Origin of the sequence: Aminobacter sp. P9b (genome assembly GCF_045345995.1) — a bacterium.
Classification (GTDB): Bacteria; Pseudomonadota; Alphaproteobacteria; order Rhizobiales; family Rhizobiaceae; genus Aminobacter; species Aminobacter niigataensis.
Map to the genome: position 1 here is coordinate 115,366 of NZ_CP150083.1, position 25,291 is coordinate 140,656.

Annotated in this window: 21 protein-coding genes and 1 pseudogene; 11 read left to right on the forward strand and 11 right to left on the reverse strand. The window is 64.6% G+C overall.

What is annotated here, in order from left to right:
• The first annotated feature begins 39 nt into the window (after positions 1–39).
• A complete protein-coding gene (locus tag WHT83_RS24710) occupies positions 40–1,041 on the forward strand; it encodes a LysR family transcriptional regulator (RefSeq protein ID WP_406874077.1) in 1,002 nt (333 codons plus the stop codon).
• 27 nt (positions 1,042–1,068) lie between these two features.
• Here the strand turns inward: WHT83_RS24710 and WHT83_RS24715 are convergent.
• Positions 1,069–1,351 (reverse strand): annotated as a pseudogene (locus tag WHT83_RS24715) (transposase); the annotation flags it as partial.
• Positions 1,352–1,364: 13 nt separating this feature from the next.
• Here WHT83_RS24715 and WHT83_RS24720 point away from each other — a divergent pair.
• On the forward strand, positions 1,365–2,540 hold the full coding sequence (locus tag WHT83_RS24720) for an aminotransferase class I/II-fold pyridoxal phosphate-dependent enzyme (protein ID WP_341878568.1): 1,176 nt from the start codon (positions 1,365–1,367) through the stop codon (positions 2,538–2,540).
• A 576-nt stretch (positions 2,541–3,116) separates the two neighbouring features.
• Positions 3,117–4,295, forward strand: coding sequence for a site-specific integrase (locus tag WHT83_RS24725; protein ID WP_341878569.1), 1,179 nt, complete (start codon positions 3,117–3,119; stop codon positions 4,293–4,295).
• A gap of 17 nt (positions 4,296–4,312) precedes the next feature.
• Here WHT83_RS24725 and WHT83_RS24730 read toward each other — a convergent pair whose 3' ends face one another.
• The 8 genes from WHT83_RS24730 to WHT83_RS24765 all read right to left on the reverse strand — a co-directional run bounded on the left by WHT83_RS24730 (position 4,313) and on the right by WHT83_RS24765 (position 14,810).
• Positions 4,313–4,831, reverse strand: coding sequence for an RES family NAD+ phosphorylase (locus WHT83_RS24730; RefSeq protein WP_341878570.1), 519 nt, complete (start codon positions 4,829–4,831; stop codon positions 4,313–4,315).
• Positions 4,828–5,232, reverse strand: a complete 405-nt coding sequence (locus tag WHT83_RS24735; RefSeq protein ID WP_341878571.1) for an antitoxin Xre/MbcA/ParS toxin-binding domain-containing protein — start codon at positions 5,230–5,232, stop codon at positions 4,828–4,830. The genes WHT83_RS24730 and WHT83_RS24735 overlap by 4 nt, the downstream gene beginning before the upstream one ends.
• Before the next feature lie 251 nt (positions 5,233–5,483).
• A complete protein-coding gene (repC, locus tag WHT83_RS24740; RefSeq protein WP_341878572.1) occupies positions 5,484–6,692 on the reverse strand; it encodes a plasmid replication protein RepC in 1,209 nt (402 codons plus the stop codon).
• Positions 6,693–6,943: 251 nt separating this feature from the next.
• Positions 6,944–7,996 carry a plasmid partitioning protein RepB gene (repB, locus tag WHT83_RS24745; RefSeq protein WP_341878573.1) on the reverse strand — a complete coding sequence of 351 codons (1,053 nt, stop codon included), beginning with the start codon at positions 7,994–7,996 and terminating at the stop codon, positions 6,944–6,946.
• Between the two features lie 11 nt (positions 7,997–8,007).
• Positions 8,008–9,255: a plasmid partitioning protein RepA gene (gene repA, locus WHT83_RS24750; RefSeq protein WP_108610095.1), complete on the reverse strand. Its 1,248-nt coding sequence runs from the start codon at positions 9,253–9,255 to the stop codon at positions 8,008–8,010.
• 320 nt (positions 9,256–9,575) lie between these two features.
• Positions 9,576–9,767: a WGR domain-containing protein gene (locus tag WHT83_RS24755; protein WP_245439995.1), complete on the reverse strand. Its 192-nt coding sequence runs from the start codon at positions 9,765–9,767 to the stop codon at positions 9,576–9,578.
• Between the two features lie 144 nt (positions 9,768–9,911).
• A complete protein-coding gene (locus WHT83_RS24760; RefSeq protein ID WP_341878574.1) occupies positions 9,912–13,397 on the reverse strand; it encodes an indolepyruvate ferredoxin oxidoreductase family protein in 3,486 nt (1,161 codons plus the stop codon).
• A 9-nt stretch (positions 13,398–13,406) separates the two neighbouring features.
• The gene (locus WHT83_RS24765; protein ID WP_341878575.1) at positions 13,407–14,810 is read right to left on the reverse strand and encodes an FAD-binding oxidoreductase; all 1,404 of its coding nucleotides are present in this window, start codon (positions 14,808–14,810) and stop codon (positions 13,407–13,409) included.
• 144 nt (positions 14,811–14,954) lie between these two features.
• On the opposite strand from WHT83_RS24765, the gene WHT83_RS24770 reads away from it, so the two are divergent.
• The 3 genes from WHT83_RS24770 to WHT83_RS24780 are packed head-to-tail and all read left to right on the forward strand — an operon-like array spanning position 14,955 to position 17,565.
• On the forward strand, positions 14,955–15,704 hold the full coding sequence (locus tag WHT83_RS24770; RefSeq protein ID WP_341878576.1) for a GntR family transcriptional regulator: 750 nt from the start codon (positions 14,955–14,957) through the stop codon (positions 15,702–15,704).
• Between the two features lie 40 nt (positions 15,705–15,744).
• A complete protein-coding gene (locus WHT83_RS24775) occupies positions 15,745–16,737 on the forward strand; it encodes an MDR family oxidoreductase (protein ID WP_341878577.1) in 993 nt (330 codons plus the stop codon).
• An 18-nt stretch (positions 16,738–16,755) separates the two neighbouring features.
• On the forward strand, positions 16,756–17,565 hold the full coding sequence (locus tag WHT83_RS24780) for an enoyl-CoA hydratase/isomerase family protein (RefSeq protein WP_108610089.1): 810 nt from the start codon (positions 16,756–16,758) through the stop codon (positions 17,563–17,565).
• A gap of 12 nt (positions 17,566–17,577) precedes the next feature.
• Here WHT83_RS24780 and WHT83_RS24785 read toward each other — a convergent pair whose 3' ends face one another.
• Positions 17,578–19,275, reverse strand: a complete 1,698-nt coding sequence (locus WHT83_RS24785) for an AMP-binding protein (protein ID WP_341878578.1) — start codon at positions 19,273–19,275, stop codon at positions 17,578–17,580.
• Positions 19,275–20,033, reverse strand: a complete 759-nt coding sequence (locus WHT83_RS24790) for a FadR/GntR family transcriptional regulator (RefSeq protein WP_108610087.1) — start codon at positions 20,031–20,033, stop codon at positions 19,275–19,277. The genes WHT83_RS24785 and WHT83_RS24790 overlap by 1 nt, the downstream gene beginning before the upstream one ends.
• Positions 20,034–20,203: 170 nt before the next feature.
• Between WHT83_RS24790 and WHT83_RS24795 the strand changes: the two genes are divergently transcribed.
• From WHT83_RS24795 to WHT83_RS24815, 5 genes are all read left to right on the forward strand, one after another.
• A complete protein-coding gene (locus tag WHT83_RS24795) occupies positions 20,204–21,238 on the forward strand; it encodes an ABC transporter substrate-binding protein (protein ID WP_183263861.1) in 1,035 nt (344 codons plus the stop codon).
• 83 nt (positions 21,239–21,321) lie between these two features.
• Positions 21,322–22,425, forward strand: coding sequence for an ABC transporter ATP-binding protein (locus tag WHT83_RS24800; RefSeq protein WP_341878579.1), 1,104 nt, complete (start codon positions 21,322–21,324; stop codon positions 22,423–22,425).
• A complete protein-coding gene (locus WHT83_RS24805; protein ID WP_108610084.1) occupies positions 22,422–23,309 on the forward strand; it encodes an ABC transporter permease in 888 nt (295 codons plus the stop codon). The genes WHT83_RS24800 and WHT83_RS24805 overlap by 4 nt, the downstream gene beginning before the upstream one ends.
• Positions 23,306–24,121 (forward strand): ABC transporter permease, encoded by an 816-nt coding sequence (locus WHT83_RS24810; protein ID WP_183263862.1) that lies wholly within the window; start codon positions 23,306–23,308, stop codon positions 24,119–24,121. The genes WHT83_RS24805 and WHT83_RS24810 overlap by 4 nt, the downstream gene beginning before the upstream one ends.
• Before the next feature lie 252 nt (positions 24,122–24,373).
• Positions 24,374–25,243, forward strand: a complete 870-nt coding sequence (locus WHT83_RS24815; RefSeq protein WP_341878580.1) for an ABC transporter substrate-binding protein — start codon at positions 24,374–24,376, stop codon at positions 25,241–25,243.
• Positions 25,244–25,291 lie beyond the last annotated feature (48 nt).

Consider the following 25,291-nt stretch of genomic DNA (forward strand, 5'->3'; position numbering starts at 1 on the left):
TCTGACTAACATGATCCAAATTCATAGTATCGGCGTGCAATGGTGACGAATTCGACTGCGCACAACCAGATGGTGGTCAGCCGGCTGGGCTTTGACCTTCAGGCTTTGGAGATTTTCATCACTGTCTGCAGGACAGGCAGCATGACTGCCGCCGCAACCCATGCCGACCTGACACAGTCGGCAGTCTCGCGGCAGATATTGAATTTGGAGCGGCGTCTCGGTGTTTCGCTGATCGAGCGTGGTTCGCGACCGCTCAAGCCAACTCTGGCCGGTCAAAAGCTGGTCAATGTTGCCGAGCGCCTGATCGCCGAAGCATCTGCGGTACCTGCGCAGTTGCAGAGCGCCGACGTCCGGATGATCCCGCAACTGCGCCTAGGCCTGATCGACTCCTTGTCCGATCCGCTGGTTCCGATACTGATAAAGGCGCTTCGCGACCGCGTCGGCTCGATCTCGGTTGCGACAGGATTCATGGAGCCGCTACGCCAGCGGCTGCTCAAGCGTGAACTCGATGCGGTGATTTCGGCCGATCCGTTCGACGATGTCGACGGCTTCGAACGGTTTGAGCTGTTTCAGGAGCAGTTCGTGGTGCTCGTATCTCGTGGCGAGCCGCCTTTTGGAGATGAAAGCGAGTTTCGCAGCTTCGCCACGCGGTTCCCCATGATCCGCTCGGGCACCACCACCGGAATCGCCCAACGGGTCGAACAGCATTTTCGCCGAATGAGACTCGAGGTACCGCAGGCGTTCTCTTGCGACACGATTGAATCGATCGTCAGCCTGGTTGCCTCCGGCGTCGGATGGTCGATCCTGACACCAGTGTGCGTCAGAAAATGCATTTCGCTGGCGCCCGCAATCCAGGTTCTCCAACTCCCCGGAGCGGGGTTCTCGCGGCACATCTATCTGGTTGTCAGGCAAGGCGAGATGGGCAGCTTCGCCAAGCAGCTTTCGACAATCTGCCGGCGCGCTGTGCAGAAGAGCTACATGCCGCCGCTCGTCGCGGTGGCGCCATGGATGGTCGACGCGATCACGGTCGCGCAAAGCTAAGGCTGCCTGGCAGGTGACCTCAGGGTGCCGCATGAATGACAGCCGGTCGTCGATCAGGAACTCGGTGCGCTCGTCCGACACATTGTTCGCCGTCTGGATCACCAACACCTTCAACATCATCACAGGATCATACGGCGGTCGGCCACCGTGCCGCCCGCTCGTATAGGCAAGCGCCTTTTTCCAGATCAGGTCGGAACGCCTCGAAGTCCACAATCCGCCCTTCGAGCTGATCGCCCAGATCACTCAGGAACGTCCATCTTGCCTCAAACCGTTTACTCCGGCGCCCCCCTAACGCATGCTGTCGAAACATCGGGAGTGACCCCATGAGCATTCTGTCCGCACGCGCGATTTCGTCGGCCGACGCCATCGACACGGTCTTCAGGTTCTTCAGCAGCTATCGCGACGGCGTCGACGACAAGGATGTGCGCGCCGATCTCACCTTCGGCAATCCGCACGAAATGCCGCTGCCTGCGATGGTGGCGGCGATCAAGGCCCGGATGGAGCCGAAAAGCGCGAACTGGTTCGCCTACAAGACCAGCGAAGAGGAACCGCGCACGGTGATCGCCGAGGCCCTTGGCGCCGAGCTCGGGCTGCCGTTCCAACCCGAGGACATCGCCATGACACAGGGCGCCTTCGGTGCGATCGCGCTCGCCTTTTCCCTGCTGCTTGACCCCGGCGACGAATGCATCATCCCGCAGCCGGGCTGGTTCTGCTACGCCACCACGCTGCGCGCCCGCAATGCGGTGCCGGTTCCGGTCCCGCTCGCCGAAGGAACATTCGACCTCGATGTGGCCGCCATCGAAGCCGCGATCTTGCCACGCACGCGGATCGTGGTTGTCAACACACCGCACAATCCGACGGGCGTCATCTACAGCCGGGAACGTCTGATCGAACTCGCCGCCATGCTGACCCGCAAGTCGGCGGAGCTTGGCCGCCCAATCTTCATCCTGTCTGACGAACCCTACCGCCGCATCCGCTTCGACGGCGTGCCCTTCACCAGCCCCGCCGCCGTCTATCCCCATACGCTCATCGACTACAGCTACGGCAAGATCCTGCTCGCGCCGGGCCTGCGCATCGGCTACCTCGCGATATGCCCGTCCATGCCCGAGGCCGACAAGGAAGCCCTGCGTGCGGCGGCGTTGACTTCGCAGGTCGGTGGCGGCTGGAATTTTCCCGATGCACCGCTGCAATATGCGGTCGCCGATCTTGAAAGGATTAGCATTGACATCGGCGAACTGCAGCGCAAGCGCGACCGGCTGCACGGCGCGCTGACGCAATGGGGCTACAGCATGACCAAGCCAGAAGGCACATTCTACCTCTGGGCGCGCACGCCCTGCGGGGACTCGATTGGCTTTACCCGCAGACTAGCGGATCAGGGTGTCTTCGTGATGCCGGGAACGCTCTTCGACCGGCCCGCGGATTTCCGGATCAGCCTGACGGGCACTGCAGACATGATCGAGGCAAGCCTTCCTGCCTTCCAGGCTGCAACCGAACGCTAGTGCGGTTTGCTTTTGGAATGAACCGGGGGATTTGCAGTCCGGGGGCTCTGATACTGTCGCCCCCCTCGCGACCGAGCGCCCAGTCCGGCCTGTTGCCGAGGATCTGGAGCCTGAGGCGCAGGATTTCATAGGCCTTGTCAGTTCGTGCGTCGGGGTGCGCCTGTCCATATGCGCATCGTGCAGCACGAGGTCCTCGACATGGACCAGTTCGCCATCGAGCCACAATGACGACGCCGCATCGGCAAAATGGCTGCGCTCGACAAAGCCCTTGGCCACCGGCGATCGGGCGATGCGCAAGTCGAGCCGGACCAGCGCCTCGGTTGCCTGCATGGCCGGGCCGAATAGCTGTTGCGTGGGCAGGGACTCGATCTGGTAACTCATTGTTAACGCTATAATCGATTCTCTTCCCTAAAGCTATATATCGCATAACTTTACCAACTGATGGTTCCTCGAAGTTAAAAAATAACTATTGATAATCATTTCTTATCGATAGTGATTGTTTTGGCGCGCGAAACGGCTAGAATCCGGGCAGATCCCACCGGCCGTGGCCGGAAATTCCGCCGGGAAAGCCGCCTCATGGCCTCAAAACGGCCCGCCATCTCCAATGCCGACGACGTCGCTCGCCGCGCCGAGACACTGGACGCACTCGACGCCGTCTTGCCCTTCGATCGCCGCGAACAGCTGGCCGGCGTGCTCAGCGACGACGACGTCGCCACGCTGCGCCATCTCGTCCAGGCCGGGCTTGGCGACAATTCGCTGCGGGCGCTGTCTTCGGATCTCTTCTACCTCGAGGCGTGGGCCCGGGCGGCGACGGGCGAGCCCCTGCCCTGGCCGGCACCCGAGGTGCTGCTGCTGAAATTCGTCGCCCACCATCTCTGGGACCGTTCCCGGCGTGAGACCGATTTTACCCACGGCATGCCCGACACCGTCGAAGCGGCTCTCCGGTCCGAAGGTCTCCTGAAGGTGACAAACAGACCGCATGCGCCGGCCACCGTCCGACGAAAGCTGTCGAGCTGGTCGACACTGACCAAATGGCGCGGCATGCAGGGCCACTTCAACGCCCCTGGGCTCAAGAGCGCGGTCAAGCTCGCCGTGCGTGCCACCGATCGGACGCGCCAGCGCAAGAGCCAGAAGGCCATCACGTCAGACGTCTTGGCAGCCGTGCTGAAGGCCTGTGCCGGCGACAGCCTAGTCGATTGCCGCGATCGCGCCTTGCTGACCACTGCCTTCGCCTCCGGCGGCCGCCGCCGCAGCGAAGTTGCCGCCCTTCGCGTCGAACATCTGGTGGAGGAGGCCCCGGTGCCGGCCGATCCCAATGATCCCGACGGCACGGAAAAGCTGCCCTGCCTGATGATCAGTCTCGGCCGCACCAAGACCGGCAACGCCGATACCGGAGCCAGCGTCTACCTGATCGGCCGGCCCGTGACTGCGCTGCAGGGCTGGATCGCCCGGGCCGGCATCAGCGAAGGCGCGGTGTTCCGCGCGATCGACCGCTGGGGCCATCTCCAGCGCCGCGCGCTGACCCCGCAGGCGGTCAATCTGATCCTCAAGCGCCGCATCGCCGAGGCTGGGCTGGATCCGGCGGAGTTCTCCGCCCACGGCCTGCGTTCGGGTTATCTCACCGAGGCCGCCCGGCGCGGCATCCCGCTGCTCGACGCCATGCAGCAGTCGCAGCACCGCTCGGTCAACCAGGCCTCGAGCTACTACAACGATGCAGAACGCAAGCTCGGAAAGGCCGCGAGACTGCTCGTCTGAACACCACGAGACGCATTTCAGCCCCAGGACAGCTGGTTTTTCGGCAGTCGTCCATCAGGGTCGATGACAGTGACCTTGTGCGGCGGCGTGCCGTCCCAGCTCCACAGGACCAGGTTATGGTCCTCCGCATCAGCGCCCGGTGCGAAGCTGGGCACCAGGATGCCGGCCACCCCTTGCGGGAAAAGCCGGTCGTGTATCGTCCAGGATGGCGGCCGCTCCCCTTCGGCAAGGAAGCTCATCCAGCCACAAGCCATATCCTCGAAGCGGACCGACGCAGCTTCTCGGGCCTGCGGTGTGCGCAGATCGACGATGTCGTTGCAATCGACCTCATAGGAGCACAGCACGCAGGGATCGATACGGTGCGCAAAACCCTGGTTGGCTTCCTTGACCGCGGTCATGATGCCGAGTGCCAGATAGAGCGTCGGCGTGCCCTTCGGGTTGAAGCGCGCGCCCCGTATCGCCGCGCCTTCGCCAGAGATCGGCTGAAAAGACCAGCGCGGGTCGTGCGCCCGGTAGCAGGTACCTGAAAACCTCAAGCAAAACCACCGACAGCAAGGTGGTCGAGATAGTCGCGCACGGCACCTGCCTTGCCGTCCTTGACCAGGGCTTCCGCAGTCCTGCCGCCGAATGCCGGGATCGGCTGGGCCCGGTACCAGGCCATCGCCTGCTCCTTGCCGCCGGCCCATTCGGACACCCGGCTGATGATCTCGAGCATTTCGCGCACCCGTGCCTGCGTCTTGAGGGTACCGACGCGTGCCGCCTTGTAGAGCGACTCCCGCGCCAACCCGACGGTTTCGGCCAGCTGCGTCTTGGACATGCCGAAACTGTCGGCGACGCGATCAATGGCAATCCGGCCCGAACCATCCATGAAGGTCAGTACCAGGGCCTTGTCGCCGGAGCCCGAAGCTTGAGCCGATTTTTTCGTCAGCGTAGCCATTGCCTTATCCCTTGACCGGTTTGTATGGCAACATATAGGGCAATCCCCTTTCGACTGCAATCTTGGCCGACCTGAAATTGGCCTGGGAACTTGGGACTGGCGGAAAATTCCCGGGGTTGCCCGTCACAGCCATTGGCTAGGTTTTGCAGGGCGCGACGCACCTGAACGAAGCGGCTCAATGCCGCGCGCACAACCGCTGCTGACGCAACCCGCCGGCGATCGGGCAATCTCGCGGTTCACCGGCCAGTTCTTCACCCCGCCCTCGCCTGAGCCCCTCCCCTGCCCCGAAGCAAGGCCATCAGCACCGGCCCGATGGAGAACTCGCCGCCCCGTGCCTTAGCCGTCAGGCTGCGCAGGTAGCCGCCGGGGCTCGCAATTGCCTCACCCTTCTGCAGCATCGCTGCCACCATGATCGCGGCGTCCACCGCCCCCATTGCCTCGCAGGCCTGGTTCCACGCATCCGGGCTCACGCCGAGCGCGCCGCGCACCAAATTCGCCGTCTCCACCAGATCGGCCCAGCCCGAAATGCCGTTTCGTGCGTAGTCGGCAATATCGGGGCAGGCACGCAGCACCATGCCAAGTGGATATCCCGTCGGCGGCTGGCTCCTGGTTTCCAGCTTTTGCGCCACCGTCGCTCGCTGGTCTTCTTCGAGGCCGGGTTCAAGTTCATGAGGTTGTGTATTTGAATTCTGTATGTGGCGCTCAAAATGAGACTCATTGGCGCTTGTTTTCTTCGATTTAACGTGACTTTCCAGCGCGTTACGCACCTCCTGGGCGAGCGAGGCCAGTTCGGTGGCTACGGGCTCGAGCTCAAGTCGGCTTGCAGTGCGCGGAATCTGCGCAATGATCTCGCGATATTCGAGATGCAAGCGCTTCCAATCGGCAGCAATGCCCTCTTCCAGGCCGAACGAGATCATCTTGGCAATGTCCCGGCGCAGGATGGTGATCCGCTCCCGCAGGAGCTGCAGCGCCCGCCTCTCGGCCCGAACAGCCTCGGCCATGCGCTCGAACTCCTCGGCACGTGCGAGAAGCGGCGTCAGGTCGAAGCCGAAAGCCTGTTCGATCTCGCCACCGAAACCCTTGCGGGCGTAGCGCTTGCCGTTAGGGCTGTCGCGACGCACGACCAGGCCGCAGTCGACAAGCACGGAGAGATGGCGCCTCAGCGTCGCCGGCGCCATGCCATGCGCGCGAAGCGCCAGTTGCGCATTGGAAGGAAATACCACCAGCCCCTCCCCTTCCGCGAGATCCGCGTCCGGATGGAAGCTCAGCAGTGCGTTGAGCACCGCCAGCGCGCGATCGCTGGCACCCAGCAAGCCCTTCGCCTCGCACACGGCGCGAAACACCTGCCATTTGTTGGCGCTGGCGCCGGGCGCGCAGCCGTCGGCCGCCATCTGCCCTGCTACCATGGCAAGCGACAGCGACCGCCGCCCAAAGGGCGTCGTCGAGATATGCTCGATCATCTTCGTTCACCTCTTATCGAGGCAAGCCAAAGGCGTTCCGGAACGCGTCCAGTGGTTGACAAGTCGGTCCGGAAATGATTCTCTCACAATTGCTACATTGATGAGGGCTTCCGGAATGGCGACGTTTCGGGGGCCTTTTTCTTGCGTCTATCCTTCTGGTTCCAATCCTCTACGCACTAGGTACTGACACACTCCGCATCCGCTGGAGCGCTGCTTCCAAGCATGCGCCCGATCACCAGACGTGGAGAATTCTAGTTCTGCCGGGCCGCGTCCGCGCGCTCCTGTTCGAACCTTTGCAGCAGCCTGGGCAACTCCTCGCCGAGAAAATCCTCGAAACCCTCGGCAATCTTTTCGACGAAATCGATGCGGGCCTTGCCCTTGGCGACCGTCAGGTGAGCCACCGCCCTGCCCTTGCCGTCGCGAATTTCGCGAGCACCATCGGTCTTGGCGACTTTGCGCTGCAGCCTCGTGAACAGCAGGTTGAAACGCTCGTCGCTCGTCGCTTCGCGAAACCGCGCGCTGGATATCTCGTCGTTGGCCTTGACCCGGGCCGCCTCGCTCTTGAGCAGATCGGCCAGCGCCATCCAGCGCGGACGGCCGACCTTGGGCGCAGCACCGATGGCACGCACGATGTGCTCGGGCACCGCATCCGCCACCTGCAGGAAGCGTGTCATCTCCGCCTTGTGCAGCGACAGCGCATCCTGCACCAGGCCGCGTTCGAACCCCCGGCCGATCAGCTCGTGGGCGAACAGCGCACGTTCGATGAAAGAGAGATCACGGCGTTCGCTGTTTTCCTTGCCCTGGGCAAGAACAAGCTCGATGTCGGAGAGCGGCCGCACGATCGCCAGGACCGGAACGCCGAGCCGGCTGGCAGCCCGCACGCGGCGGTGGCCGTAGGCCGTCTGGTAACGCCCCTGTTTGTCGGGATGCGGACGCAGCAGCACCGGCACCTGCTGGCCGGATGCCTCGATGCTCGCCACCAGCGCTTCAAAATCGGCATCGTGGTCGCCATGGTCGAGCCGGTCGGCGACAAAGGATGCTTCGATCAATCCGGTATCCACCGGGGCCACGCGCTCGGCGGAGTCGAGACTTTCCTTGAGCCGACGCGCTTCCTCGATCTCCCTGGAAAGACCGCCGAGAGAAAGTCCCATCGCCTTGACGGCACCTGAGGCGCTGCGCGCCCGTGCCGGGCTTTCGGCTTCCATCGGCTTGATCGGCGGGTTGTCGGCCGGAATTGCCGCCACCGGTGCGGGCTCGCCGGTGCCAAACAGTGCCTTGAGCTGATCCTTGCGGTTCTGTGCCATCTCAGCCTCCCTCAGCCTGCCCGGTTCCAGGCCTTGACCATCAGGCCTTCGACCTCGTCGTTGACAGCTGTCAACGACTCCATGGCGCGGTCATAGGTGGCCCGGCTGAAGCTTTCGCGCGCCACTTCGTAGAGCGTCTGCTTGGTCAGGCCGGCGTCGGAGAAGGCAGTCGACTTGACCAGCGGCGCCGTCAGCACGCGATCGCCGAACAGCGAACGCAGGAAGCCGACGATCTGCGTCTGCGGCCCATCATTGGGTTCGTAACGCGTGATCAGATAGCGCATGAAGTCGAAATTGAGCTCGCCACCCGCTTCCCGCACGACCGACAACAGATCGGCCGTCATGAACAGGAACTGGCTCATCGAGGCGACGTCCAGCATCTGCGGGTGGATGGTCACCAGCACCGAGGTCGCCGCACACAGAGCCGACAAGGTCAGGAAGCCGAGCTGCGGCGGGCAGTCCATGACGACGACGTCGTAATTGTCGGCAACGGTCTGCAGCGCCTCCTGCACACGCGCAAAGAACATCGCCTTGCTGTCGCCGGCCTGGCGCGCAGCCAGCATCTGCGGCGTGGTGTGCTCGAACTCCTGCAGCTCGAGATTGCCAGGCACGAAATCGAGACCGTCGAAATAGGTCCTGCGGATGATATCGCTGAGCGGCCGGCGCTCCTCGTCATAGCGGATCGCGCCGTACAGCGTGTCGTTGCCGTTCAGGTCGAGTTCGGGCTGATAGCCGAACAGCGCCGACATCGAGGCCTGCGGATCGAGGTCGATGGCGAGCACGCGATATCCGGCAAGCGCCAAATGCTGTGCGAGATGGGTGCTGGTCGTGGTCTTGCCCGAGCCACCCTTGAAGTTGGTGACGGCAATGACCTGCATGTGCTCGCCGCGCGCGGCGTCGCGGCGCGGCAGGTAGTGGCGCGCCTTGGTCGGGTTCTGCTCGGCGAGATGTCGGCGCAGCCCATTGATGTCGTCGAGTGCGTAGTAGCGGCGCCCGCCTGCCCCCGTCTCGGGCTGCGGACCCTCGCCGGCGATGGACAGTTGCCTGAGATAACCGTCGGAGACGCCGATCAGGCGCGCTGCCTCGCCGCTCGAAAACTTGCGCAATGCTTTCTTCGAGGTCGGTGAAAACAGCCGGTCGCGCATCGCCTGCAACTGTGCCGAAAGCATCTCGGCATCGCGGGCAATGGCACGGTCGGTCGACACGACGTCCGCCTCCTCGCTCGCGTTTTCCGCCCGTGTTTGAACAGCCCCTGCCAAGTTCTTTAGTCCCCTCTCGGCTGCCCGGCCGCGTGCTACACGACGGCCAGACAAGCCTGCTACGGTTTATGCGCCGATTCGCTGCGGAATCCGAATCCGGGTTACGCCTTCACCAGTTTTTACGTGCTGGAGCGTGGATAACGGATCGATGAAGCGGTTACGCCGGGCACATCGAAATACGTCAAATTACCGTAACAGGGTGCTGGAGCGCCCGAGTCGAGTCAACTTATTTATAGTTAACGGAAATTAACCATTGTGACGGGAACGAAACGACGTGCTGCCAGGTCGTTTCGGGGCCGTCGGGAACTCGTTGACAGCTGTCAACCGGCGTTGCGGTACCCGCGCCTGAGCTTAGAAGCGGCCAGCCGGCGCAGAGCGTCATCGGCCTGGGCAGCGTCGGCGAACAAGTCGAGGCGCCGCCTGCCCGACGTGCCGATGCGGCCCCATTCGCGGACCAGAGCAGCATCGCCGAACAGCGACGGCTCGACAGACAGCCGATAGAACCGCGCCATGTTGCGGCTCGGGTCACGACGCTGAAGATGCAAAGCTGGGGATGGCTGTTCCATGGACGCCAGAATCGCAAGGGCGGATTCTGGCGTCCAATGAAAGTGCTGAATCGGTCAGCCGGGATCGATTCAGGGCGTTGATAGGCCGGCCTAGGCCGCCTGCCCCATTGGCGCCGACTGCGAAAAGGCTGCGAGCAGTTCGGCCTTGCGCTTCTCGAAGCGCGCGACGGAAGCGAGCTTGACATGGCCATAGCCGCGAACCTCTTCCGGCAGGCAGGCGAGTTCGGTGGCCGCCGAAAGGTTCTCCGGCGCCAGCCGTGCAATGAGGTCTTCGACGAGCGCAAGATAGTCCGCGATCAGGCGACGCTCCATCTTGCGCTCGGCGGTGCGGCCAAAGGGATCGAACCGCGTGCCGCGCAGGCCCTTGAGGCGCGAGAGCACGGCGAAGGCCGGCTCGATCCAGCGGCCGATGGCGATCTTGGCTGGATGGCCGGTGCGCGGATCGACGCGGGTCAGCATGGGCGGCGCCAGATTGTACTGGAGCTTGAAGCCGCCTTCGAACTGCTCGGCGAGCTTCTGCCTGAACGCCGGATCGCGATGCAGCCGCGCAACCTCATATTCGTCCTTGTAGGCCATCAGCTTGAACGCGGCCTTGGCGACCGCATGGGCGAATGCCTCCTGGCCAGGTGCTGCCCGCGTCTCGGCCTGCCGCGCCTTGTCGACCAGCGCACGATAGCGCTCGGCATAGGCGGCGTTCTGGTAGCCTTTGAGAAAATCGACGCGTCGCGCGACGATCTCGTCGAGCGTCTTGACCTCGGGCGCAGCTGAGGCGGGCAACATGCCCGCCTGGCGGCTGACGAAGTCCAGATCTTCGGCCGAGCGCCGGCCCCAGGCAAAGGCGGCACGGTTCATCGCGACGCCGGCGCCATTGAGGTCGATGGCCTTTTCGATCGCCCCGCGGCTGATCGGCACGAACCCCTTCTGCCACGCGTGGCCGAGCAGGAACATGTTGGCGGCAATGGCGTCGCCGAACAGGGCCGTCGCGAGCTTCATGGCCGGCAGGGTGGTGAGCGCGTCCTCGCCACCGGCATTACGCAGCCGGCGCAAGGTGGCGCCTTCGCGGAAGTCGATGGTGGTATCCTTCACAAACGAAGCGGTCGGAGCGAAATGATCGTCGACCACCGTCCTGGTCCGGCCCTTGCCGAAGGTGGCGATGGCGTTCTGCGAGGCAGCGACCACGAGATCGAAGCCGAGTACCAGATCGGCCTCGCCGGGTCCGATGCGCGCGGCGTTGAGCTGCTCGGGCTGCCGCGCCAGGCGGATATGCGAGACGACCGCGCCGTTCTTCTGCGCCAGGCCAGTCTGGTCGAGCGTCACCAGCGACAGGCCGTCGAGATGGGCCGCCTGGGACAGGATCGCGCTGACGGTGATGACGCCGGTGCCGCCGATGCCGGTCAGCAGCAGGCTGTAGGGCTCGGTGCCGAGGGCAGGGCGGTTCGGCTCCGCCAATGCGGCGTCGACCCCGCCGGCGGCCTTGGCGCGCGGCTTGCGCAGGCGTCCGCCCTCGATGGTGACGAAGCTCGGGCAGAAACCCTTGGTGCAGGAGAGGTCGGTGTTGCAGCTCGACTGGTTGATGGCGCGCTTGCGACCGAACTCGGTCTCGCGCGGTTCGATCGAGATGCAGTTGGAGACCGCCGAGCAGTCGCCGCAGCCCTCGCAGACCAGCTCGTTGATGAAGGCGCGCTTGGGTGAAACCGGATAGGTGCCGCGCTTGCGGCGGCGGCGCTTTTCGGCGGCGCAGACCTGGTCGTAGACCAGCACGGTGACGCCTTCGACCTCGCGCAGTTCGCGCTGGACCTGATCGAGTTCGTCGCGATGACGCACATTGACCGAACGCGGCAACTGGCCTGCCAGCAGGTGCGGACGCTCTGAGACGACAATCACCTGTTTGGCACCCTCGGCCAGCACCTGGCCGACGATCGATGACACCGACAGCTCGCCGTCATGGCGCTGGCCGCCGGTCATGGCAACCGCATCGTTGTAGAGGATCTTGTAGGTGGCGTTGACCTTGGCAGCGATGCCGGCGCGGATCGCCAGCAGGCCGGAATGGAAATAGGTGCCGTCGCCCATGTTGACGAAGATGTGCTTCTCGTCGGTGAAGGGCGAAAGGCCGATCCACGAGCCGCCTTCACCGCCCATCTGGGTAAAGGTCGAGGTGTCGCGCTCCATGCCGATCACCATCATGTGGCAGCCGATACCGGTCGAGGCGCGGCTGCCCTTGGGCACCACGGTCGAGGTCGAGTGCGGGCAGCCGGAACAGAAATAGGGCTCGCGGTTGAGCAGGCCCGGTTCGGCAGGGGAGGGGGCTCCGACCAGCGACAACTCGGCCGCGCGGGCGGCAAGGCCGGCATCTTCAGTGCCGAGCCATTTCAAGATGGCGCGCGCAACCGACAGGGCGCCGATCTCGCCGATCGAGGGCAGGAGAGGGGAGCCGTCCGGACCGGACTTGCCGAAGACCTGTGGCCGGCGGTCGCCGGGCAGGTTGAACAGCAGCGACTTGATCTGCTCCTCGATCACCGGGCGCTTTTCCTCGACGACGAAGACCTGATCCAGCCCGTCAGCGAATTCGCGCAGGCCTTCCGGCTCAAGCGGCCAGACCATGCCGACCTTGTAGAGGCGGATGCCGAGTTCGGCCGCACGGGCTTCGTCGATGCCAAGCAGCGACAGGGCGCCCTTCAGATCGAGCCAGGATTTGCCGGTCGAGACGATGCCGAGCTTGGCCCTGGGGGAGGGCCAGACCTGCCGGTCGAGCCGATTGGCGCGGGCAAAGGCGAGCACCGCCGCGAGCTTGGTCTCGAGCCTGCGCTCCATCGCCTGCTGGGCGTCGGGCCAGCGCATCGACAGACCGTCGGCGGGCAGGGGCAGGTCGGGCGTGACGATCTCGAGCCGGGTGGGATCGAGATCGACAGTTGCCGAGCATTCGACGATCTCGGTCTGGCACTTGAAGCCGACCCAGGCGCCGGAATAGCGGCTCATCGCCCAGCCGAGCAGGCCGTAGTCGATATATTCGCCGACGCCGGCCGGAGACAGAAGCGGCACCATGGCCGAGATCAGGTTGTGCTCGCTCTGGTGGGGCAGGGTGGAAGACACCGCGCCATGGTCGTCACCGACGAGCAGCAGCACGCCGCCATGCTGGCTCGTGCCGACGGCATTGGCGTGGCGGATAACGTCCATGGTGCGATCGACGCCGGGGCCCTTGCCGTACCACATCGAGAAGACGCCATCGTAGCGCGCGCCGGGGAACATGCCCGTCTGCTGCGTGCCCCACACGGCGGTCGCCGCCATGTCCTCGTTAAGCCCGGGCTGGAAAACGATATGGCTGGCCTTCAGATATTTCCTGGCACTGCCCATCTCGCGATCGAAGCCGGCCAGGGGTGAGCCGCGGTAGCCCGAGACATAACCCGCTGTGTTGAGCCCCGCGGCAAGGTCGCGCTGGCGCTGAACCATCGGCAGGCGCACCAGTGCCTGCGTGCCAGACACCAGGATGCGGCCGCGCTCCAGTGTGTAGCGCTCGTCGAGCGTCGAGGGCATCTCGACCACCGGGGCGCTGTTATCGGGGGACTTCACTACGGTCATTGTGGATTCTCAGGCGTTGGGCAGGGCAGGCGGCATGTCGAAGATGCGGCCCCGATTGAGGATGTTGTTGGGGTCGAGCGCTGCCTTGATGCGTCGCATCGCGGCCAGTTCGGCCGGCGTTCGCGTCAGGTGCAGATAGGCCTTCTTGTCGAGGCCGATGCCATGTTCGGCCGAGATCGATCCGCCGGATCTGGCAACACAGTCGAACACCGCCTTGGCGACCTCGTTGGGCCGGTCGGTGCGGACGACGTAGTGCAGGTTGCCGTCGCCGAGATGGCCGAAAATATAGGCGCGCGCCGCCGGGTCGGCGTGGGCCTGGGTAGCCTCGGCCAGATCGAGGAAGGCGCCCATGCGCGGCAGCGGCAGGCTGACGTCGAGGCTGAGCATCGCGCCCTCGGCGAACAGGAAACGGTTGCAGTCGTCGCGCAACGTCCACAGGCCCTGGTACTCACGCTCCGACTGCGACAGCACGACATCCTCGACCAACCCGTCTTCGATCGCCTGCGACAGCGCTTCGGTGAACGCCTCTTCGTCGGCGGCTGGCGTCATGCCCTGGATGTCGGTCAGCACATAAACGGGCGAGGCAAGGGCAACAGGTGCCGTGAACCCGAGCGCCGAAACCATGTCGCCCATCAGCGGCGCCAGGATGACCTCGAAGCCGGACAGCAGATTGCCGAGGCGGCCGCGCAGGAACTTGAGCAAGCCGAAGGCAGCGTCGAGCGAGGGCAGCGAGCAGAAGGCCGCGGACTGGGTGACGGGTTTGGGGTGAAGCCTGAGGCAGGCCCGGGTGACGACGCCGAGCGTGCCTTCGCTGCCGACAAAAAGCTGGCTGAGGTCGTAGCCGGAATTGTCCTTGGCAAGGCCCTTCATCGACGACAGCACGCTGCCGTCGGCAAGCACGGCTTCGACGCCCAAAACTTGCGCCCGGAAATTGCCATAGCGAAGCACGCGAATGCCGCCGGCATTGGTGGCGATGTTGCCGCCGATGGTGGCGGTGCCGCGCGCGCCGATGTCGACGCCGAAGACCAAGCCCGCCGCGTCGGCCCTTTCCTGCACGACCTGCAACGGAACGCCGGCTTCTGCGACGATGGTGCCCGCTGTCGGCTCGACCTCCTGCAGGGCCGTCATGCGTTCGAGCGAAAGAACCGCCTCGCCGGCCAGCACCCGTGCCCCACCCGACAGCCCGGTGCGTCCGCCCTGGACGACGAGAGGCAGGCGGGCGGCATTGCAGACATTGAGGATTTCGGCGACCTCGGACGTATTGCGCGGGCGCAGCACCAGTTCGGGCCGGGCGCCCGGTTCGCCGGAAAGGTCGTCGCTGTAGCGCGGGTCGATTGCATCGCCGGCCAGAATCGCAGCCTTGTCGAGCCGCGTCTGGAGAATGGAAAGAACCTGATCGGTCGGTCGCGCCATGATGCCTGGATGGCCCGGAGGAAGCCATTTCCGGGCGCTGTTTCAAGCAAGCTTATTTCGCTTGCAATATTTGTCAAACCTATATTGTTTATCTCCATGTCGAGACGGATGTCGGCCTGCTCAGGCCGTACCGACGGAGGACGGATGCCTATCGAATATCAGGACGTGGTGCGCACCGGCGTTGCCCGGCAGGTCGCCGACAAGATCCGCGCCGCCATTCTTGACGGCCGGCTGCAGATCGACGAACGCCTGCCCACCGAAGAGGACCTCGCCAAGAGCTTCGGCATTTCGCGGCCGACCGTGCGCGAAGCCCTGAAGCGGCTCGCAGCGCAAAACCTCATCCGTTCGCAGCGCGGACCGACCGGCGGCACCTTTGTCAGCCGCCCCGATCCCGAAGGCCTGTCGTCGGCGATAACAGGGGCAGCGACCCTTCTTGTCGGCGTCGGCGCCTTCGACATCGATGAGATCATCGGCGCGCGGCTGGAAACGGAGGCGATCTGCTGCAGGCTGGCCTGCGAACGGCGCAGCGACGCAGACCTGGCGGCCATGCGCACGGAGATCGCGCTACAGCGTGGCCCCGCGCTCAGCGACGAGGACTTCTGTGCCTCGGACGTGCGTTTCCATCGCGCGGTCGTGCAAGCCGCCGGCAACGGCCCGCTCAGCCTGATGATGTACACGGTGGTCGAGGCGTTCATGCCGATCACCAACATGATCGTTTCGCAGGTGCGCGAGCGCCGCACGGTTGCCGACTTCCACGATCGGATAGCCGCGGCACTCGAGGCGCGCGACGCGGCGACCGCCACCGCTGTGCTTTCCGAGCTTTTGACCTATCTTCGCGACAGCTACGCGACCGCTCTCAAGCGACGCGACGAACGCGAGGCCAAGCGCGGCTGACGCGCGCCCATCCGACCCCGATGATTTCTTGGAGAACGTTATGAGCGAGACTTTCACAGCATTGATGCTGGAAGACGTCGACGGCAAGCCGCGCGCCGGCTTCCGCGAGATCACCAAAGCCGACCTGCCCGACCATGACGTGCTGGTCGAGGTCGCCTATTCGAGCCTCAACTACAAGGATGGTCTCGCCGTTTCCGGCAAGGGCCGCATCGCCCGCCGCCTGCCGATGGTCGCCGGCATCGACATCGCCGGCACGGTGGTCGAGTCGCGTTCGCCGGCATGGAAGGCCGGCGACAGGGTCGTGGCCAATGGCTGGGGCATGTCGGAGACCGAGTGGGGCGGCTACACGCGCTTCCAGCGGCTGAAGCCGGAATGGCTGATCCGCCTGCCCGAGGCGTTTTCCATGGAGCAGGCGATGGCGATCGGCACGGCCGGCTATACCGCGGCCCTCTGTGTCGACGCGCTGGAGAAGTGGGGCACCATCGAGCCCGGCAAGGGCGAGGTTCTGGTGACCGGCGCTGCCGGCGGCGTCGGCTCGACGGCGGTCAGCCTGCTGTCGTCCAAGGGCTATACGGTCGTTGCCTCGACCGGCCGCGCAGAGACGCATGACTACCTGCGTTCGCTCGGTGCGACGTCCTTCCTCGACCGCACCGAGCTTTCGGCGGAGGTCAAGCCGCTGCAGAAGGAACGCTGGAGCGGAGCCGTGGATTCCGTCGGCTCGACGACGCTCGCCAACGTCCTGGCGCAGACGGTCTATGGCGGCGCGGTCGCGGCTTGCGGCCTTGCCGGCGGCCATAACCTGCCCGGAACCGTCATGCCGCATATCCTGCGCAGCGTAGCGCTGATCGGCGTCGATTCCGTCTTTGCGCCATTGCCCAAGCGCCAGAAGGCCTGGCAGACGCTGGCCGACCACCTCGACCGGTCCAAGCTGTCGGCCATGACCGAGACGCACAAGATGTCCGAACTGCCCGAACTCGCCAACCGCATCCTGGCGGGTGCAGTGCGCGGGCGTGTCGTCATCGAAATCGCGTAAGGGGGAAGGGAGACCATCATGAGCAGCGAAGTCGTACTTTGGGAAAAGGACGCGCAGGATGCGTTCGTCACCCTGACGCTCAACCGCCCCGACAAGATGAACGCCATGAACCAGGAACTCGGCGACGCGCTCGAGGCGGCGATCGAACGCGCGGTCAAGGATCCCGAGATCCGCGCGGTCATCATCACCGGCGCCGGGCGCGCCTTCACCGCCGGCTTCGACCTTGGCGGCGAAGACTTCGAGATGGACACCGAGGCCTGGCGCGAGGACATCGGCGCCAACATGCGCCGCATGAAGTTCATCCGTGAAGCGCCGATCCCGATCATCGCGGCCGTCAACGGCTTTGCGCTTGCCGGCGGGCTGGAGCTGATGATGTGCTGCGACATGACCATCGCGGCGGAAGATGCGATGCTGGGCGAGCCGGAAGTGCGCCACGTCTCGGCGCCGCCGACGCTGATGCTGCCCTGGACCGTGCCGATGATCCACGCCCGCCATTTGATGTATACCGGCGACCTGATCGACGGCCGCGAGGCGGAGCGCATCCATCTCGTCAACAAGGCGGTGCCGCGCGACCAGTTGCGGGCGGAGGCCGAAAAGCTGGCGCGCAAGTGCGCCCGCATGCCGGGTGCGGCGATCAAGTTCGCCAAGGCCGCGCTCAACCACCAGCAGCAGACGGCAGGCCTTGAGAGCTCCTGGACCTACAACCGCGAAACCACGGCGATCCTGCATGGTTCCGAGGAAGGGCGCTACTGGATGCGGCTGCTCAAGGAGCATTCGCTGAAGGAGTTCCTCGACATCCGCGAGAAGCCGTTCCGCGACCTTGATTGAGTTCGAAACAGGTCAGGCGCCCTTGGGTGCCTGGCCTCCGCCCGCCTGCAGCGCCTCGAACAGTTCGGCATGGTTGCGCAGGTAGCGCGACTGCACGATCTGCCCCTTGTCCGACAGTTCGCCCCTGCTGCGGTCGGCCGGTGTCGTCGCCAGGTCGAAGCGGGCAATCGCCGTCGAGCCTGCGGGGTTGGCGGCGTTCCAGCCGGCGATGCGCGCGCTGATTTCGCCGATACGATCCCTGCCCGCCGCCGAGGCAAAGACCAGCGCGACCAGCCGGTCGCGGTCCTCGCCCGAAATGACGATGTCGTCGGCGAGCGGCGCGCATTGCGCCATGAGGCCGGTGCGCAGCGGGCCGGTGCGCACCTTGACCCCGCTCGATAGCTTGAAATCCTCGGCAAGACGGCCATCGAAGCCGAACACGGGCATGCCGTCCGTGCGCTGGCGCAGCACTCCGGCGTCGCCGGTGCGGTAGAAACCATGCTCGTCCATCGGCAGCGGGACCGTGCGGCCCTCGATGAGATAGCAGGGCGCGATGTTCGGGCCCGAAACGCGCAACTCACTGCGCCCATCGATGTCGACCAGGGCCACGCGATGGCCGGGCAGGGGATGGCCAAGCTCGCCCGGGCGCTCCAGCGGCGCCGGGGACAGCGTGATCGTCGATGCGGCTTCGGTCGCGCCATAGCCTGACAGGATCTGGAAATCACCATGGCTGTCGCGGAAGTCGGCGAGCCGGCGCCAGAGCGCGGCGTCGATGCCGGCGCCGGCAAAGAAGATGGCCCGCAGCTTGCGGGTGAACGCCGCGGCCGCGGCCTGGTCGTTTTCCAACCGGTCAAGCAGCAGTTTCAGGCCCAGTGGCACGGCGATATGCATGGTCGGAGAGACCTCCGCCATGATCCGCACACTCGCCTCGAAGGTCGACGGGCTGGGGGCGGCGTCGACATGCATCGCGCCGCCGTTCCAGATCACCTTGAAGATATTGTCGAGACCGCCGAAGACGTGGTGCCAGGGCAGCCAGTCGACCAGCACCGGCGGGGTTTCGGCCACGAACGGCCACATCGCGGCAATGGCGCTCTGGTTGGACGAGATCATGCCGCGCGTGATCGGCACGCCCTTGGGGGTTCCGGTGCTGCCCGAGGTGAAGAAGATTGCCGCCCAGTCCTCCGGCGCGGCATCCTCGTCCGCTCCAGGCCCGGCTCCGTCCATGCTGTCGCGTGCGAGTTCGCCAAGCGAAACGGCACTCATGCCTTCGATGGCCGGATGGCCGGAAGGTGCCACGATCAGCCTGGGTTTGGCGGCATCGAGGAACGGCATCGTCGCTTCGCTTTCGACACCGTCGCGGAAAGGAAAGGGCGGCAGCGCCGCATGTACCAAACCGCCTGAAAGGCAGGCGAGCTTGAGCACCAGCGCATCGATGCCGGCCGGAGCCAGGGTCGCCACGCAATCGCCCTTGGCGAGGCCATGGTGATCGGCAAGCAGCTTTCGCATGGCGCGGGCCCGGCGAAGCGCTTCGCCGTAGCTGATCGAACGCCTGACGCCGTCGCCGGGCTCGGACAGAAGCACCTGGTCTGGCTGCACTTCCGCCCATTTGGCGAGCCGTGCCAGAATATCCGGCATTTCGGCCGGCAGCGCGATCGAGCTGCGATAGACGCGGCGCCCGTCCTGAAGCTGCTCTTCGATCAGCTCCTGGCCCGGGGCCACCAGCAGGCTCATCAGGCTTCGTGCCTCTGGGGGGCATCGCCCTGTCGCGCCGAAAGCGCCTTTTCGTAGACGCTCGACTGGTAGGCGATGAGTTCCTCGAAGGCGGCGGTGGCGGCCGATGCGTCGCGGGCGCGCAGCGCCTTAAGGATGTCGGCGTGCAGCGACACGACGCGGCCGCGCTCGCGGAAGCGGAACGAGATCATGTTGGTTGCCGGGATCAGCGAGTCGTTGACGACCAGCATGATGAAGCGCAGCTCGTTGTTGCCGGTGGCCTGGGCGATGGCGTGGTGGAAGGCGACGTCGAGCCGACAAAACTCCTCGTCTGAGATGTCGTCGCGCTCGAAGGCCTCCAGCGTCACCTCGATCGACTCAAGGTCGTCGGCCGTGGCGCGCTCGGCGGCGAGCTGCACGCAGGTGCGGCCGAGCAAAAGGCGCGCCTCGACGATCTCGTTGAGCCCGAAGACGCCGAGGCCGACAAACCAGGTCGTCATCTCCTGCAGCATCTGGCTGGCCGCGGTGAGCGAAGGCGCATTGACGAAGACGCCACCATTGGGGCCACGCTTGGAACGCACCAGCTTCTTCGCCGCCAGGATCTTCAGAGCCTCGCGCACCGTCGGCTGCGAAACGCCGAAACGCTGCGCGATCTCGGCTTCGGAGGGCAACCGGGCCTCGACGCTGAGCGCGCCCTGCACGATCTCCTGCTGGAGCGCCGTCGCGATCTGATGTGCCAGGCTCTTGGTAGCCTGGACTGCCTGCTTGGCCTCCTCCATGCGCGTATTCTCTCCCTCGGTTGCCGCTTCTTATTATTTCAATATTACAATATCTAAATTGTTGACCGCCTGATCCAAAAATGCAAGCCTTCGATCCAACAGGGCAGCGTTTTCGACCCGCGACGCAGCCACAATAAGAACTTCAGTGGGAACATGGGAGATAATTTCCGATGAAGCTGACAAGGCGTGAATTCGCCGTCGGTATGACGGCAGCTATTGCCTCGATGAGCCTGCCGCGGCTGGCCTCCGCGCAATCGTCACTGGTCGTTCCGACCTATGGCGGACTGTGGGCCAAGTTCTGGGAAGAGAACCTCTTGCCGGGCCTCACCTCTGCCACCGGCATCCAGCCGCAGCTCGACGTCGGGCTTGGCAAGGACTTCGTTGCCAAGATCCGCGCCGGCGGCGACCGTTCGCCCTACAGCATCTTCATGGGCAACGAGAACATCGCAGCCGTGCTGCGCGCCGAGGGCTTCTTCGAGCCCTTCGACCTCGCCAAGGTGCCGAACGCGGCCAAGACCTTCCCGCAGTTCATCAACAAGGACGCCAAGGGCATCCGCGCCATCGTCTCGCCGATCGGCCTAGCCTACCGCACCGACCTGGTGAAGACCGCGCCGACCTCGTGGCACGACCTGTGGGAAAACCCGGAGTTCAAGGGCAAGACCGGCCTCTACCAGATCGGCAATACCGGCGCCGTGCTTTTCCTGCGCCTGGTCGCCGAGCTGTTCGGCAGCGGACCCGACGACTTCGACACCGCCTTCACCAAGATCAAGGAACTGCTGCCGTTCACGCAGGCGTCGTGGAGCGGCGAAGTGGCAACGGCCTTGATCCGCGGCGACGCGATCATCGCGCCGGTCGACTGGACCGAGATCATGACGCTGCAGGACAAGGGCGCACCGGTGGCGATCGTCGCACCCAAGGAAGGCGTGCTCGCCTTCGAGCAGTCGTTCAACCTGGTCGCCACCGGCGCCGAGAAGGACGCCGCGCACGCCTACCTGAACTACATCCTCGACGCCAAGGTCCAGCAGGACATGGCCAAGGCCTTCTACACCTCGCCCAGCAACAGCGAGTCCGTCGTCGACGACGCGCTGAAGGCACGCACGCCGATCGTCGGCCCGCGCATGGCCGAGATCAAGAGCTATGACTGGGACAGCTACGTCGACAAGGCGGCGGAGATCGCCGACCGCTGGAACCGGGAGATGGCGTAAGGCCACACCGCGACCGGCAACGACGTAACCGCATGGCCGGGAGGCACCCCACCTCCCGGCCGGGAACTGCGCGAGGACACTGGATGACCGCCCTGACCATCGACCGTATCAATAAGCGGTATGGCAACCTGCACATCCTCAAGGACATTTCCATCCCGATCGGCCAGGGTGAATTCGTTTCCCTCCTCGGCCCCAGCGGCTGCGGCAAGACCACGACGCTGCGCTGCATCGCCGGTTTCGAGCGGCCGGATACCGGCCGCATTCTGTTCGGCGAGCGCGACGTGACGCGCGCCTTGCCCGAAAAGCGCGACATCGGCATGGTGTTCCAGTCCTACGCCTTGTTCCCCCACATGACGGTGGCGGAAAACCTGAGCTTCGGCCTCGAAGTGCGCAAGGTCGCGCCAGCGGACCGCCAGCGGCGCATCGCCGACGTACTCGCCATGGTGCGGCTCGAAGGCTACGACAAGCGCTATCCGCGCGAACTTTCCGGCGGCCAGCAGCAGCGCGTGGCGCTGGCCCGTGCGCTGGTCATCGAGCCGTCCGTGCTGCTGCTCGACGAGCCGCTGGCCAATCTCGACGCCACCTTGCGCGACGAGATGCGCTTCTTCATCCGCGACCTGCAGCAGCGCGTCGGCATCACCAGCATCTACGTCACCCACGACCAGGCTGAAGCGATGGTCATGTCGGACAAGATCGTGGTGATGAATGCCGGTACCATCTCGCAGTTCGGTTCGCCGCGCGAGATCTACGAGCGGCCCGCCTCGCAGTCGGTCGCCGGCTTCATCGGCCGCTCCAACACCATATCGGGCAAGATCGCCGAGGCGCTCGGCCAGGACGGCTACAAGGTCGAGACGCCTTGCGGAAGCATCGGCGCGACGGGCCCGGCAGGACTTTCCAAAGGCGCCGAGGTCAAGATCATGATCCGGCCGGAGAACATCAGCACCCGCAGCCAAGCCGCGTCAGGCCACCAGCAAGGGGCAGGGGCGGAGGAGGCGGGCAGCGGCGAAAACGTGCTCGCCGGCTCGGTGGTCAATTCGGTCTATCAGGGCAGCGCCAACCAGTTGGCCGTCAAGCTCGGCAGCGGCGATCGCGTGATCGTCGACGTCAATGGCCGCAATCCGCTCGAAGTCGGCGAACAGGTCGCCTTGCGCTTCGCCGCACGCGACACCTGGCTGCTGGCGTCATGAGTGCTGTCGAAGCCGCTCCACGCGTCGAGGGCCGAAGCAATCGCGGCAGCACCACCTGGATGGTGGTGCCGGCGCTGGTGCTGCTCATCGGCTTCTTTGCGCTTCCCTACCTGACGATCATCACCATGAGCCTGCGCGAGGCCTCCACCCGCGCCGTCTACGGCGAAGGCTTCACGCTGGCGCACTACACCACCGCGCTTGGCGACTTCTACATCTGGGGCATTCTCGGCCGCACCCTGCTGATCGGCGCCACCGTCACGGTCATCTCGCTGTTGCTCGGCTATCCCGTTGCCTATCATCTCGCCAAGTCGCGGTCGCGCTGGACCAGCCTGCTCTACATCTTCGTGCTGTCGCCGCTGCTGGTCGGGCTGGTGGTGCGAACCTTTGCCTGGATGATCATCCTTTCCAACAACGGCGTCGCCAACCAGGCGCTCCAGGCCGTCGGCCTGATCGACTTCCCGCTCCAGCTGATGAACAACTCGCTCGGCGTGACCATCGCGCTGACGCACGTCTTCCTGCCCTTCGTCATCCTGCCGCTGCTCGGCAATTTGCAGGCGATCAGCCCCGACCTCGCCATGGCGTCGCGCTCGCTCGGCGCCTCGCGCATGCGCACCTTCTGGAAAGTGACGCTGCCGCTCAGCATGCCCGGCATCCAGGCCGGCACCATCCTGGTGTTCGTGCTGTCGATCAGCGCCTATGTCACGCCAGCCATGCTCGGCGGCACCGGCGGGCGCACCATGTCGGTTCTGGTGGTGCAATATCTCGTCGATAATTTCCGCTGGCCGGCTGGGGCCGCACTTGCCATCATCATGGCGGCGGTGGCTGTCATCTTCGTCGGGCTCTATCTCCGGCTTACGGCGCGCGCGATGCGGAGGCTGCCATGACAGGTGCAACGAGCGGCGTCGAAAAGACCATCTGGGACCGCCTCTTCACCGTGCTTGTCGCGGCGATCTACATCTTCCTGATGTTCCCGATCGTGCTGGTGGTGCTGCTGTCGTTCAACTCGGGCGAGTTCCTGGCATTCCCCCTCGAGGGGTTTTCGCTGCGCTGGTTCGAGGCGCTGTTTTCGAACAAGCGCTTCCTCGACGCCACGCTCTATTCGATCCAGATCGCCGCGACATCGACCATCGTCAACGCCGTGATCGGCACGCTGGCGGCGATCTACGTCGCCCGTCATGCGACGGTGGCCCGCGACTACATCCGCCTGATCATGACCGCGCCCCTGCTGGTGCCGGAAATCCTGACGGCGATCGCGCTGCTGTTTTATTTCTACGAGATCCGGATCGGCACCGACTATTCGATCGGCATCCAGATCGGCCACATCGTCGTCACCTTCCCCTATGTCTTCCTCAACGTGTCTTCGGCGCTGTTCAACTTCGACCGCTCGCAGGAAGAAGCCGCGCGCAGCCTGGGGGCCGGCGGCTGGATGACCTTCCGGCGCGTGACGCTGCCGGCGATCAAGCCCGGCATCATCACCGGCTGCCTGTTTGCCTTCGTCATCTCCTTCGACATCTTCAACATCTCGCTGCTGTTGAAGTCGCTCGGCAGCAACACGCTGCCGCTCGAATTGTTCGACTACCTGCGCTTCAATTTCGACCCGACGGCCGCTGCTATCGCCTCGCTCAGCATCTTCATGACCTTCGCCGCGATCCTGATCATCGATCGAACGGTCGGGCTCAGGTCGCTGCGGTTCTGAAACAGGCTGGCAAAATGCCGCCACGCGCCGGAAAACTGCTGATTTCCGGCGCGATTTGTGTGGCCGGAAGGGCCCGCTCGCTTGACAAGAGATGAGCCGTAAAAATACATTTCAATATCAGAATAGACGGTTCTGATGTCACTGCCGACAGACAAGAAGGACGCCTCGCGGCGTTCGAGGGGAAGGCAGCGATAGGGACTGGCCGGGGCGCAAGCAACCGGCATACTACCCATCACAATGGAGAGGGCTGACATGCAACGACATCTTTCGCTTCTGCGCGGCACCGCGATCGCCGCACTGGCCGCCACGGCCGTCGCCGCAGGCGCCGGCGTTTCGGGCGCTGCCGAGCTGCCGAAATCGCCTGAGGTCAAGGACACCGGCAAGCTGATCATCGCCAACACGCTCGAATATGCGCCGTTCGAATTCATCGACGAAAACGGCAAGCAGGTCGGCATCAACATCGAGCTGGCGCAGGAAACCGCAAAGCTGCTCGGCGCCGAACTCGAAGTGACCCGCATTCCGTTCCCCTCGATGGTGCCCGGCCTCGCCGCCGGCCGCTTCAAGGTCGCCTGGGAAACCTTCGCCGCTACCGACGATCGGTTGAAGCAGGTCGACTTCGTGATGTTCATCAAGTCTGGCATCGTCGCTTCGACGACCGCCGACAAGGCATCGCAGTTCCAGGGCGAGAACAACCTCTGCGGCAAGCGCGTCGGCGTCATCGGCGGCGCCGTGTCCGACTTCATCGCCGACCGGCTGAGCGGCGAATGCAAGGAAAAGGGCCTGCCCGAGATCGCCAAGAGCATCTTCCCGGAAGGCAAGGACATCATCCAGGCAGCACTCTCAGATCGCATCGACGCCCGTCTCGACGACGCCACCGCATCGGGCTATTTCGAAGTGACCAGCAAGGGCCAGATGGTGGTCGTGCCGGGTCTCTACGACGTCGCGCCGCTCGGCATCGCCATTCCGAAGGGCGACAAGGAGACGGCTGACATGCTGGCTGCAGGCGTCAACGAGCTGATCAAGAACGGCACCTACAAGACGATCATGGCCAAGTACGGCATGACCAGTGCGATGATCGAGGAAGCCTACGTCGTCGACGCCGCCGAAAAGATCCGCAAATAATAGATCCGGCCCGGCGAGAGGTTTATCCTCTAGCCGGGCCACTACCAT